The sequence below is a fragment of the Aeromonas dhakensis genome, from assembly GCF_000820305.1.
Classification (GTDB): Bacteria; Pseudomonadota; Gammaproteobacteria; order Enterobacterales; family Aeromonadaceae; genus Aeromonas; species Aeromonas dhakensis.
The window spans coordinates 304906-317937 of sequence record NZ_CDBH01000045.1; the positions used below are offsets into that span (position 1 = coordinate 304906).

12 protein-coding genes are annotated in these 13032 nt (G+C 62.9%); all 12 read left to right on the top strand.

Going from position 1 to position 13032, the window contains the following annotated elements:
* The first annotated feature begins 6 nt into the window (after positions 1-6).
* On the top strand, positions 7-1854 hold the full coding sequence (gene hscA / locus BN1143_RS12785; RefSeq protein WP_042050889.1) for a Fe-S protein assembly chaperone HscA: 1848 nt from the start codon (positions 7-9) through the stop codon (positions 1852-1854).
* A gap of 1 nt (position 1855) precedes the next feature.
* Positions 1856-2194, top strand: coding sequence for an ISC system 2Fe-2S type ferredoxin (gene fdx / locus BN1143_RS12790; protein WP_005299781.1), 339 nt, complete (start codon positions 1856-1858; stop codon positions 2192-2194).
* Positions 2195-2351: 157 nt separating this feature from the next.
* On the top strand, positions 2352-3656 hold the full coding sequence (gene pepB / locus BN1143_RS12795; protein WP_017765911.1) for an aminopeptidase PepB: 1305 nt from the start codon (positions 2352-2354) through the stop codon (positions 3654-3656).
* Positions 3653-4936, top strand: a complete 1284-nt coding sequence (pepB, locus tag BN1143_RS12800; protein WP_042050890.1) for an aminopeptidase PepB — start codon at positions 3653-3655, stop codon at positions 4934-4936. The genes pepB (BN1143_RS12795) and pepB (BN1143_RS12800) overlap by 4 nt, the downstream gene beginning before the upstream one ends.
* Before the next feature lie 272 nt (positions 4937-5208).
* Positions 5209-5637, top strand: a complete 429-nt coding sequence (gene ndk / locus BN1143_RS12805; protein WP_005299787.1) for a nucleoside-diphosphate kinase — start codon at positions 5209-5211, stop codon at positions 5635-5637.
* A gap of 168 nt (positions 5638-5805) precedes the next feature.
* Complete coding sequence (gene rlmN / locus BN1143_RS12810; RefSeq protein WP_005299790.1) at positions 5806-6909, top strand: dual-specificity RNA methyltransferase RlmN; 1104 nt, start codon at positions 5806-5808, stop codon at positions 6907-6909.
* A gap of 12 nt (positions 6910-6921) precedes the next feature.
* Positions 6922-7713 (top strand): PilW family type IVa pilus biogenesis/stability lipoprotein TapF, encoded by a 792-nt coding sequence (tapF, locus tag BN1143_RS12815; protein ID WP_017765910.1) that lies wholly within the window; start codon positions 6922-6924, stop codon positions 7711-7713.
* Positions 7703-8638 carry a cytoskeleton protein RodZ gene (gene rodZ / locus BN1143_RS12820; protein ID WP_042050891.1) on the top strand — a complete coding sequence of 312 codons (936 nt, stop codon included), beginning with the start codon at positions 7703-7705 and terminating at the stop codon, positions 8636-8638. Before tapF ends, rodZ begins: the two co-directional genes overlap by 11 nt.
* Positions 8639-8648: 10 nt before the next feature.
* The gene (ispG, locus tag BN1143_RS12825) at positions 8649-9764 is read left to right on the top strand and encodes a flavodoxin-dependent (E)-4-hydroxy-3-methylbut-2-enyl-diphosphate synthase (RefSeq protein ID WP_042050892.1); all 1116 of its coding nucleotides are present in this window, start codon (positions 8649-8651) and stop codon (positions 9762-9764) included.
* 138 nt (positions 9765-9902) lie between these two features.
* The gene (gene hisS / locus BN1143_RS12830) at positions 9903-11180 is read left to right on the top strand and encodes a histidine--tRNA ligase (protein ID WP_042050893.1); all 1278 of its coding nucleotides are present in this window, start codon (positions 9903-9905) and stop codon (positions 11178-11180) included.
* A gap of 3 nt (positions 11181-11183) precedes the next feature.
* Positions 11184-11834, top strand: a complete 651-nt coding sequence (locus BN1143_RS12835) for a YfgM family protein (protein WP_010634289.1) — start codon at positions 11184-11186, stop codon at positions 11832-11834.
* Positions 11827-13011: an outer membrane protein assembly factor BamB gene (bamB, locus tag BN1143_RS12840; protein ID WP_010634288.1), complete on the top strand. Its 1185-nt coding sequence runs from the start codon at positions 11827-11829 to the stop codon at positions 13009-13011. Before BN1143_RS12835 ends, bamB begins: the two co-directional genes overlap by 8 nt.
* Positions 13012-13032 lie beyond the last annotated feature (21 nt).

Sequence of the window (13032 nt, forward strand, 5' to 3'; positions counted from 1 at the left end):
TTACCCATGGCATTACTGCAAATCGCCGAGCCCGGCCAGAGCGCCGCACCTCATCAGCACAAGCGTGCCGTCGGCATCGACCTTGGCACCACCAACTCGCTGGTCGCCGCCGTGCGCAGCGGTCAGGCCGACACCCTCTGTGACGAGCAGGGGCGTGATCTGCTGCCCTCCGTCGTGCATTACCAGGCCGATACCATCCGGGTCGGCTTCGATGCCAAGCGCGAGGCCGCCCTCGATCCCCACAACACCATCGTCTCCGCCAAGCGGATGATGGGCAAGGCGCTGGCCGACATCGATACCCGCCAGCAGCCCTACGAGTTCGTGGCGGCCGACAACGGCATGCCGCAGCTGCAGACCCGTCAGGGGTTGGTCAACCCGGTGCAGGTCTCGGCCGAGATCCTGAAAAAACTGGCCGAGCGGGGCGCCGCCGCCCTGGGTGGCGATCTTGACGGCGTGGTCATCACAGTGCCCGCCTATTTCGATGACGCCCAGCGCCAGGGCACCAAGGATGCGGCCAGACTGGCCGGTCTGCACGTGCTGCGTCTGCTCAATGAACCGACCGCCGCCGCCATCGCCTATGGCCTCGACTCCGGTCAGGAAGGGGTGATCGCCGTCTACGACCTGGGTGGCGGTACCTTCGACATCTCCATTCTGCGCCTGCATCGCGGGGTGTTTGAAGTGATGGCCACCGGCGGCGATTCGGCCCTCGGCGGCGATGATTTCGATCACCTGCTGGCGGAGTGGCTCAAAGAGCAAGCCGGGTTGTCCGGTCAGCTCGATGCCCGTACCCAGCGCGAGCTGCTGGACGCCGCCGCCGCCGTCAAGCACGGCCTGACCGATGCCGATGCCGTTGCCTGCGCCTTTGCCGGCTGGCAGGGCTCTGTCACCCGCAGCCAGTTTGACCAGCTGATCCAGCCGCTGGTCAAACGCACCCTGCTGGCCTGTCGCCGTGCCCTGCGCGATGCGGGTCTCGAACAGCAAGAGGTGCTGGAAGTGGTGATGGTTGGCGGCTCGACCCGGGTGCCGCTGGTGCGCGAGCTGGTGGGGGAGTTTTTCCAGCGCACGCCCTTGACCAGCATCGACCCCGACAAGGTGGTGGCCATTGGTGCCGCCATCCAGGCCGACATCCTGGTGGGCAACAAGCCCGATGCCGAGATGCTGCTGCTGGACGTCATTCCGCTTTCTCTGGGTCTTGAGACCATGGGCGGCCTCGCCGAGAAGGTGATCCCGCGCAACACCACCATTCCGGTGGCCCGCGCCCAGGAGTTCACCACCTTCAAGGATGGCCAGACAGCGATGGCGATCCACGTGGTGCAGGGCGAGCGCGAGCTGGTGGCGGATTGCCGCTCCTTGGCCCGTTTCACCCTGACCGGCATTCCGCCTATGGCGGCGGGGGCGGCCCACATTCGCGTCACCTTCCAGGTGGATGCGGACGGTCTGCTGTCGGTCAGCGCCATGGAGAAATCCTCCGGCGTGCAGGCCGAGATCCAGGTCAAGCCCTCCTACGGGCTGGGGGAAGACGACATCCTCAACATGCTGAGCGCCTCCATCGCCAATGCCCAGCAGGACATGGACGCCCGCATGCTGGCGGAGCAGCAGGTGGAGGCCGACCGGGTGGTCGAGAGCCTCAACGCCGCCCTGGCCACCGATGGCGAGGCGCTGTTGAGCGCCGCCGAGCGGGCCGAGCTGGATGCTGCCATCGCCCATCTGCTGACCATGCGCAGCACGGGTACCACCAACCAGATCAAAGAGGCCATCGAGGCGGCGGACGCTGCCAGTGGCGAATTTGCAGCCCGCCGGATGGATGCCTCCATCCGCAAGGTGCTGACCGGACAAAACGTCAACAAGGTGTAATATGCCAAAACTGATTATTCTGCCCCATCCCGAGCTCTGTCCGGACGGTGCGGCCCTCGAAGGCGCGACCGGTGAAACCATTCTGGACATCGCGCTGCGCAACGGCATCGAGATCGAGCACGCCTGCGAGAAGTCCTGCGCCTGCACCACCTGCCACTGTGTGGTGCGGGAAGGGTTCGACTCCCTCGAGCCGAGCGACGAGCTGGAAGACGACATGCTGGACAAGGCGTGGGGACTGGAGCCGGAATCCCGTCTCAGCTGCCAGGCCAGACTGGCGGACGAGGATCTGGTGGTGGAACTGCCCAAGTACACCCTGAATCTGGCGTCTGAGCGCCACTGATGACCCCTTAATTACACATGAGTGAATTGCGCGTGCAGCATCTCGTGGTGCAGTAATGATATGGTGAAGGCCGTGACCCTTGAGGGCGCGGCCTTTTTTGTGCCCGCGATCTCCCTATTCGTTGATGAAAGTGCCAATAAAAAGGAAGCAAGAGAACATGGCTGACATGATGAACGTACGGTTGTCTTCCCAGGCTGCCGCCGCCCACTGGGGCGAGGGTGCCCTGCTCAGTTTCAACGGCGACGAAGCCCATCTCCATCTGGGCAGCGGCGGCCAGGAGAAGGAGGCGCTGCGCGCCATCCAGCGCGGGGCCAGACGCCTCGAGTCGAGCGGCATCAAGCGCGTCAAGCTGGTGGGTGAGGGCTGGGATCGGGAGCGTCGCTACGCCTTCGCCCAAGGCTTCTATGCCGCCAAGGGTGTGCGCGAGCTCGACTTTGGTGAGCAGTCAGCACAGGAGGCCCGTGAGCTGGAAGCCCTGCTCAAAGCGGCTCGCTGGGTGCGCGAGGTGACCAACGGCTGCCCGCAGGAGATCTATCCCATGAGCCTGGCGGAGTCCGCCCTGCTGCTCATTCGCAGCCTCGCCGGTGACAAGGTGACTGCCCGCATCACCGCCGGGGAGGCGCTGCAGGAGGCCGGTCACATCGGGATCTGGTCGGTGGGCCGTGGCAGCGAGCGCGAGCCGGTGCTGCTCGAGCTCGACTACAACCCGACCGGGGATGCCAACGCTCCCGTGCTGGCGGCCCTGGTGGGCAAGGGGATCACCTTCGATTCCGGTGGCTACTCCATGAAGTCCTCCGACAACATGCTGCCGATGAAATCCGACATGGGTGGCGCCGCCATGGTGACCGGTGCGCTGGCGCTGGCCATCAGCCGCGGCCTCGACAAACGGGTCAAGCTGATCCTCTGCTGCGCCGAGAACCTGGTCTCCGGCCACGCCTTCAAGCTCGGCGACATCCTCACCTATCGCAACGGCATCTCGGTCGAGATCCAGAACACCGACGCGGAAGGCCGTCTGGTGCTGGCCGATGGCCTGCTGGCCGCCAGCGAAAGCGGGGCAGCCTATATCCTCGACGCCGCTACCCTGACCGGCGCCGCCAAGACTGCGCTGGGTCGCGACTACAACGCCGTGTTTGCCCTTGATGAGGCCGAGCAGGCGCGCGCGCTGGCGGCCGCCAAAGCCGAAAACGAACAGGCCTGGGCGCTGCCGCTGGAGCCCTGGCACGCGGGCCAGCTCACCTCCGCCTTTGCCGAGCTGGGCAACGTGGCATCCGCCGAAGGCACCGCCGGTGCCACCACGGCAGCCGCCTTCCTGTCGCGCTTCGTGCGTGATGAAGGCAAGGGCTGGGTACACCTGGACTTGGCCGCCTCCTATCAAAAATCGGGCAACGATCTGTGGGCGACCGGGGCCAAGGGCCACGGTCTGCGCACGATTGCCCGCTGGTTGCAGGAGGTGGGCGCATGAACGTCTGGTTGAGCCGAGAGTTTGCGCCGACCGAGTGGGGGGAGGGGGCGCTGCTCTCTCACCGCGCCGATGGCATGGTGATCCATCTGGTGACCGCCACCCCCTTGCTGGACATCCAGCAGGCGGCGCGGCGCCTGTGCAGCCAGGGGATCCAGCAGGTGGTGCTGGCCGGTCACTGGGAGCGCGAGCAGCAGTGGGCCTTTGCCCAGGGGCTGCAGACACCCAAGGCGGAAGTGGCGCTGCAGTGGGCCACCTCGTCCGAGGAGGACAGAGAGGAGCTGGAGGCGCGCTGGCTGTGCGGGCGCTGGGTGCGGGAGATGACCAATGCCACCCCCGAGCAGCTGGGGCCGCTGGAGCTGGCGGTCGAAGCAGCCGCCTTCCTCACCGAGCTGGCCCCCGACAAGATCAGCCATCGCATCCTCAAGGGGGAGGCGCTGCAACAGGCGGGCTGGGTCGGTCTCTACCAGGTCGGTCGTGGCAGCGAGCGCGAGCCCGTGATGCTGGAGCTGGACTTCAATCCAGGCCGGGATCCCAAGGCCCCGGTGGCCGCGGCCCTGGTGGGCAAGGGGATCACCTTTGACTCTGGCGGCTACTCCATGAAGACCTCCCTGGGCATGCTCACCATGAAGCACGACATGGGGGGCGCCGCCATCGTCACCGGCGCGCTGGCGCTGGCCATCCTGCGCGGCCTCGACAAGCGGGTGAAGCTTATCCTCTGCTGCGCCGAGAACCTGGTCTCGGGTCACGCCTACAAGCTGGGTGACATCCTCACCTACAAGAACGGCACCACGGTGGAGATAGTCAACACCGACGCCGAGGGGCGCCTGGTGCTGGCCGACGGTCTGCAACTGGCCGGCGAATCCAGCGCGCCGCTGGTCATCGACGCCGCCACTCTTACCGGGGCGGCGGTGATGGCGCTGGGCGGACGCTACAACGCGCTGTTTGGCCTCGACAAGGGGCTGGTGAGCCGCGCGATGGCCTATGCGGATGCGGAGCAAGAGCCTGCCTGGCCGCTGCCGCTGGAGCCCTGGCACAGCCAGCAGTGTCCGTCCCACTATGCCGACACCGCCAACAGCCGCCCCGTGCCGGGCGGTGGCCCGGGCGGCGCCTCCAATGCGGCAGGTTTCCTCTCCCGCTTCGTGGGCAACGAAGGGCGAGGCTGGTTGCACGTGGATCTCGCTGCCTGCTTCAGCGACAACGGCGACAATCTGTGGGCACCGGGGGCCAATACCCTGGGGATGCGCACCATCGCCCACACCCTGTTGGCGGAGACCCGCTGAGAGGACCACATCAAGGGCACCTGAGGGTGCCCTTTCCCATATTGCAGAAGATGGGCAATAGCCAATGTTTCAGGGGGTTAGCATGGTGATCGTGCGCAAGCGCACATTTTTTCCTGCCGGCCTGGGCCAAGATGAGTGGTGATGTTGTTTTAGGGATGGAATTGTTTAATAAAAAGTTGCTTTTCTGTGTGTTATTTCGGTTTTTGTTTACGTATAATCGCCGCCGAACATGGATTCTAACAATAAATCTCTGTAGTTAAGGAAAGATCTCAATGGCCATCGAACGTACCTTCTCCATCATCAAGCCGGACGCCGTCAGCAAGAACCTGATCGGTGCCATCTACAACCGTTTCGAGAGCGCTGGCCTGAAAGTCATCGCCGCCAAGATGCTGCACATGAGCAGCGAACAAGCCGCCGGTTTCTACGCCGAGCACCAGGGCAAGCCTTTCTATGATGGTCTGGTCAGCTTCATGACCTCCGGCCCCGTCATGATCCAGGTGCTGGAAGGCGAAGAAGCCATCCGTCGTCACCGTGAAATCATGGGCGCCACCAACCCGAAAGAGGCCCTGGCCGGCACCCTGCGCGCCTGCTACGCCGAGAGCATCGATCGCAACGCCGTGCACGGCTCCGATGCGCCGGCCTCTGCCGCTCGTGAAATCGCCTACTTCTTCTCTGACGCCGAGATCTGCCCGCGCGGTTGATTTTCGTCAGCAGAATCTCAAGGGAGCCTCGGCTCCCTTTTGTTTTTTGGTCATTCGGTCAATATCCCCTTATTCTCCAGGTGGAAAGCCGGACCCATAATTTGTACAATGCCGCCCCCTGACGTAGGTCAGCCGATAATTTATGAAGTGTGTGAGCTGAGGCCCTTGATGAGCGAAACAAAAACCAACCTGCTGGATCTCGATCGGGATGCCATGCGTGCCTTCTTCGTCGAACTGGGCGAGAAGCCGTTCCGGGCAGATCAGGTAATGAAGTGGATTTATCACTTTGGTTGTGATGATTTCGATCAGATGAACAACGTCAACAAGGTGCTGCGCGAGCGTCTCAAGGAGATCGCCGAGATCCGGGCGCCGGAAGTGAGCCGAGAACAGCGCTCCTCCGACGGTACCATCAAGTGGGCGCTGCAGGTTGGCGGCCAGGAGGTGGAGACCGTCTACATCCCCGAGGACGATCGGGCGACCCTGTGTGTCTCTTCCCAGGTGGGCTGCGCCCTGGAGTGCAAGTTCTGCTCCACCGCCCAGCAGGGCTTCAACCGCAACCTGAAAGTCTCCGAGATCATCGGTCAGGTGTGGCGTGCCGCCAAGATCGTCGGCGGCAAGCGTCCCATCACCAACGTGGTGATGATGGGCATGGGCGAGCCGCTGCTCAACCTCGCCAACGTGGTACCGGCCATGCGCCTGATGATGGATGACTACGGCTACGGCATCTCCAAGCGCCGGGTCACCATCTCCACCTCCGGCGTGGTGCCGGCACTGGACATGCTGGGCGACCAGATCGACGTGGCGCTGGCCATCTCCCTGCACGCCCCCAACGACAAGCTGCGCTCCGAGATCATGCCGATCAACGACAAGTACAACATCGAAGCCTTCCTGGCCGGTGTGCGTCGCTACCTCGGCAAGTCCAATGCCAACGGCGGCCGGGTCACGGTGGAGTATGTGCTGCTCGATCACATCAATGACGACATGCAGCATGCCCATGAGCTGGCCAAGGTGCTCAAGGACACTCCGAGCAAGATCAACCTGATCCCGTTCAACCCCTTCCCGGGCAACCCCTACGGCAAGCCGAGCAACAGTCGCATCGACCGTTTCTCCAAGGTGCTGATGGAGTACGGCTTCACCGTCATCGTCCGCAAGACCCGTGGTGACGACATCGATGCCGCCTGCGGTCAGCTGGTGGGGGAGGTGATCGATCGCACCAAGCGCACCATGAAAAATCGGATGCAACAGGATGGGATTTCCGTCAAAATGGTTTAACTTGCTAAGCCATTGTATAGTCAGGGAATGGATACACGTACATTGATCGTAGTGGCAGCGCTCTGTGCGCTGCCAGGCTGTGTTACCGAGACCACTTACGCTGGCCAGAATTCCACCCAGCGTGAGGTCGGTCCCGACCTCAAGGCGGCAGCCCAGACCCGTCTGGATTTGGGCATCCAGTATCTGCAGCAGGGCAACGCCGAGCAGGCCAAGTTCAACCTTGATCGCGCCCTCCAGTACGACGCCGCCAATCCTCAGGTTTACATCGGTTTTGCCTACTTCTACCAGCAGGTGCAGGATTACAAGGCGGCCGAAGCCAGTTACCAGAAAGCCCTTGCCGTGGATCCGTCCAATGCTGACGCGATGAACAACTATGGCGCCTTCCTTTGCAATCGCGGTCGTTTCGACGAGGCGGAGAAAGCCTTCCTGCAGGCCGTCAGCCAGCCGAACTACATCAAGATCGCCGATACCTATGAAAACGCGGCACTTTGCGCCGCGCAAAATCGCAGAAATGATAAAGCAAGCGAGTACTATCGCTTGGCCTTGGGGTATAATCCCCGCAATCCAAGGTTATTGCTGGACATGGCGGAGCTTTCCATGAAAGATGGCAAGCTGCCTGATGTGCAGGCCTATCTCGCCCGTTTTGCCGATGTATCGGACGAGAACGAGAACAGTCTCTGGTTGAGATTGCGGCTGGCGCAGGCCATGGACAAACCGGCACTACTTCACCAATTCGGGACTGAGCTGGTAAGGCAATATCCCACTTCGCAACAAGCCAAGCGTTACTTAGCCAATGACTACTGAACAGCCACACGATTTCCAAGACGACTCCCAGGCAGTTGGCCCAGGCCAGCTGCTGCGCAACGCCCGTGAACAGCTCGGCTGGACGCGAGAACAGGTTGCGTCCCGCATTCACCTTCGTCTGACCCTGATTGCCGCGATCGAATCGGATACGTATGACAAACATACCTCCCATACCTTCATCCGCGGCTATCTGCGCACCTATGCCAAGCTGGTCGGTATTCCGGAAGAGACCATCCTCGCCGCTTATGACAAGCTGGGCCTGACGCCGCCCGACAACATCGACATGCAGAGCTTCTCCCGCCGCTCCCGCCAGCAGGCCAATGACAGTCGCCTCAAGGTGGTGACCTGGCTGGTGATCTTGGTGCTGATCGCCCTCTCCGTCGTCTGGTGGTGGCAGAGCACGGCGCGTCGCTCCGCCGGTGACGAGGCCCTGGCCGCGACCGAAATGGGCGCAGCCCGCAACACCAATACTCCGAGCGCCACTCCGGCCGTCGATGTTGCCGAGCCGGTACTGGCTCCTGCCGCTTCCGCCGCCACAGATGCTGCCCCAGTGGTAAGCGATGCTGCCGCGACCACTCTGCCGGCGGATGTCAGCAGCGCCGTGGCGACCACCACTGCCGAGACGTCTGCTGCTGCCGCCACGCAACCGGCTGACGACACCGCCGCGAGCGAGCCTGCCAAGGTGCCCCAGCTCAAGATGAGCTTCACCGCCGACTGCTGGCTGGACGTCAAGGATGCCAATGGCAAGACCCTGTTCAGCGGCCTCAAGAAGGCCAATGACGAACTGGTACTGGAAGGACCCGAGCCGCTCAAATTCATCATTGGTGCGCCCATGGCCATCAATATCGAATACAAGGGCAAGTCCATCGACATGAGCCGTTACAACAACGGCCGGACTGCTCGCCTCTCACTGCCGCAGGAGTAATCTGTCCGCCATGTCCGCTCACGAATCTCCCATCATTCGTCGTAAATCCAGGCAGATCATGGTCGGCAACGTACCGGTCGGGGGCGATGCCCCCATCACGGTACAGACCATGACCAACACCAAGACCACGGACGTGGCCGCCACCGTCGAGCAGATCCAGCGGATCGAGCGGGTCGGTGCCGACATCGTCCGGGTCTCCGTCCCCACCATGGAGGCGGCGGAAGCGTTCAAGCTCATCAAGCAGCAGACCCGCATCCCCATCGTGGCCGACATCCACTTCGACTACCGCATCGCCCTGAAAGTGGCCGAATACGGCGCCGATTGCCTGCGCATCAACCCGGGCAACATCGGCAACGAGGAGCGGGTGCGCGCCGTGGTGGACTGTGCCCGCCACTACAACATCCCGATCCGCATCGGCGTCAATGGCGGCTCGCTGGAGCGGGACATCCAGGAAAAATATGGCGAACCCACCCCCGAGGCGCTGCTCGAGTCGGCCATGCGCCACGTGGATTATCTGGATCGCCTGAACTTCGACAACTTCAAGGTGAGCGTCAAGGCTTCCGACGTCTTCCTGGCGGTCGGCGCCTATCGCCTGCTGGCCAAGCAGATCGAGCAGCCGCTGCATCTGGGCATCACAGAAGCGGGTGGTTTTCGCGCCGGCGCGGTGAAGTCTGCCATCGGTCTGGGCATGCTGCTGAGCGAAGGCATCGGCGACACCCTGCGCATCTCGCTGGCGGCCGATCCGGTGGAAGAGATCAAGGTGGGCTTTGACATCCTCAAGTCCCTGCGCATCCGTTCCCGCGGCATCAACTTCATCGCCTGCCCCTCCTGCTCCCGCCAGGAGTTCGACGTCATCGGCACCGTCAATGCGCTGGAAGAGCGGCTCGAAGACATCATCACTCCGATGGATGTCTCCATCATCGGCTGTGTGGTGAACGGTCCGGGGGAGGCGCTGGTCTCCGATCTGGGCCTTGCCGGGGCGGCCAACAAGAGCGCCTTCTATGAAGGGGGGCAGCGGGTCGACCGGCTCGACAACAAGGATCTCATTCCGACCCTGGAGCGCCGCATTCGCGCCCGGGCCGCCATGCTGGATCCGGCCAACCAGATCCAGGTGGATAAGGGTTGAGCAACCAAGGGCCACTCAGGGTGGCCCTGTCTTTAGGTTGCTGATTTTACATCCCGCATTGGAATACCCTGATTTTACCTCGGGGTCGAAAATCCCTATAATGCGGCCAAATTTTACCTCTTTTTCTCGAGTATCAACGTGGCAAAACAGATCCAAGCTATTCGCGGTATGAATGATTGCCTGCCGGAGCAGAGCCCGGTATGGCAGAAAGTAGAAGAGATCCTGCGCCAGGTCGTGGCCAGCTATGGCTACAGCGAAGTGCGCATGCCGATTGTCGAGCAGACCCATCTGTTCAAGCGCGCCATCGGTGAAGTGACCGACGTGGTCGAAAAAGAGATGTACACCTTTGAAGACCGCAACGGCGACAGCCTGAGCCTGCGTCCGGAAGGGACCGCCAGCTGCGTGCGTGCCGGTATCGAGCACGGTCTGCTTTACAACCAGGAACGCCGGATGTGGTACATGGGCCCCATGTTCCGTCACGAGCGTCCCCAGAAGGGCCGTTATCGCCAGTTCCACCAGTTCGGGGTCGAGTTGTTTGGCATCAACGGGCCGGACATCGATGCCGAGCTCATCATGCTGACTCACCGCCTGTGGCGTCTGTTCGGCATCAGTGAACACGTGACCCTGCAGCTCAACACCCTCGGTCAGAGCGCCGAGCGTGCCGCCTATCGCGATGCGCTGGTCGCCTACCTGGAGCAGTACAAGAGCGAGCTGGACGAAGAGAGCCAGCGCCGCATGTACAGCAACCCGCTGCGGGTGCTTGACTCCAAGGACGAGAAGGTACAAGCCATCCTGGTGGGCGCGCCGCGTCTGTTCGATCACCTGGGCGAAGAGAGCCTGGCCCACTTCGAGGGGCTCAAGCGCCTGCTCGAGTCTGCCGGCATCAAGTACGAGGTAAACGAGCGTTTGGTGCGCGGCCTCGACTACTACAACCTCACCGTGTTCGAGTGGGTCACCAACAGCCTGGGTGCCCAGGGCACCGTCTGTGCCGGTGGCCGCTACGATGGCCTGGTGGAGCAGCTGGGCGGTCAGCCGACCCCGGCGGTGGGCTTTGCCATGGGCATGGAGCGTCTGGTGCTGATGCTGGAAACCCTCGAGCTCAATGCCGACATCCGCCCGGCGGTGGATGTCTATCTCTGCATGGTGGGTGAGGGCACTGAACAGGCCGGTTTCCAGCTGGCAGAGCGGCTGCGTGATGCCCTGCCTGATTTGCGCCTGATGAGCCACTGCGGCGGCGGCAACTTCAAGAAACAACTCAAGCGTGCCGACAAGAGCGGCGCGGCCATTGCCCTGATCCTTGGCGAGACCGAGGTGCAAAACGGGGAGATCACCATCAAATATCTGCGTGGCCAGGCCGAGCAACAGACCGTCACGGTCGACGCCGCCATTGCCCTGCTGGCAGCGAAAGGAGAGTAAGCTGTGGAAGTTTATACCACCGAAGAACAACAGGTTGAGGTCATCAAGAACTGGTGGAAAGAGAACGGAACCTCGGTGATCGCAGGAACTGTTATCGGTCTGGTTGGACTCTTTGGCTGGCGCTACTACAACGAGCATCAGCAGACCACCCAGGAAGCCGCCTCCCAGGCTTACAACGAGATGAGCGCCCAGCTGGCCAAGGGTGACGCGGCCGGCTTCGAGCAGGCACAAAGCTTCATCAGCGCCCACAAGGGCGACTCCTACGCCGAGCTGGCGGCGCTGCAACTGGCGGCGGCCGCGGTCAAGGCGGACAAGCTGGATCTGGCGGCCGAGCAGCTGACCCAGGTGGCCACCAGCGGTGACGAGAGCATTCGTCCCATCGCTGCCCTGCGTCTGGCCCGGGTGCTGAACGATCAGGGCAAGGCCGATGAAGCGCTGGCCCAGCTTGGCAAGATCAACAACGACGCCTTCAAGGCCCAGGTGGCCGAAGTGCGCGGCGACATCCTGCAAAAGCAGGGCAAGAGCGAAGAGGCTCGCGATGCCTATCAGGCGGCGGCCGATGCCGGCGGTCTGCAGAGCAGCGCCGAGCTCAAGCTGAAGATGGACGATCTGGCGTTGCCAGCGGTGACCACGGGTGAGGCTCCGGATGCGTAATCTGTTCAAGATGGTGGCGTTGGGGGCTGCGGTCTCCTTCGCCCTGCAGGGCTGCTCCCTGTTCAGTTCGGAAGAGGATCTCAACCCCATGGCCCCGCTGCCCAAGGTCGAGTCCGCGTTCACGGCCGATACCGCCTGGTCCTCCTCGGTGGGTGACGGCATCGGTGACTTCTACTCCCAGCTCAAGCCGGTGGTGGAAGAGGAGCGCATCTATGCGGCGGCCCGTGACGGTGACGTCACCGCCTTTGACCGCGAAAGCGGCAAGGAGCTGTGGAGCGTCGATCTGGCGGATCTGCCAATCAACGCCGACAAGCGCAGCGCCCGCCTCTCCGGTGGCCTGGTTTCCCGCTACGGCAAGCTGTTCCTGGGTTCCGAGAACGGGGTGGTCTACGCCCTGAACGAAGAGAACGGGGAAGTGCTGTGGCAGACCACGGTACCGGGTGAAGTTGTGGCGAGCCCCGCCGTCGAGGATGGCCGGGTGGTGGTACTGACCACCTCGGGTCGCCTGGTGGCGCTTGATACCGACGAGGGCAAGCTGCAGTGGACCCTGGCGGAAGAGCAGCCGCCGCTGACCCTGCGCAGCGCCGGTGCCCCCATCATCACCAACGGCGCCGTGCTGTACGGCCGCGCCGATGGCAAGGTGGGCATCGCCCTGCTGAGCAACGGCCAGCCGGTGCGCCAGTCCAAGGTGGCCGACCCGCGCGGCGCCACCGAGCTCGACCGCATGGTGGACGTGGATGCCACGCCGCTCATCGCCGGCGATGAGCTCTATGCCATCGCGTATAATGGCCAGTTGATGGCGCGCAAGCTGATGAGCGGTGACGAAGTGTGGAAGCGCAAGTATTCCGGCTACCGCGACATGGCGGTGACCGGCAATGCCATCGTGCTGACCGACAGCCGCAGCCATCTGTTTGCGGTCGACCGTCGCAACGGTCTCGAGCTGTGGTCCAACACCCAGCTGGAAAACCGCACCGTGACCGCCCCCGTCATCATGGGTGACTATGTGGTGGTCGGCGATGTGGAAGGTTACCTGTATTGGCTGGATCGGACCGACGGGTCCATCAAGGCCATGCAGCAGCTCGACAGCAGTGGTCTGTACGCCGCCCCCTTGGTGGACGGTGACACCCTGTATGTGCAGAGCCGTGGCGGCAAGCTGTACGCTGTCAAGCGTCCCTGATCGCCCGATAATGTGAATATC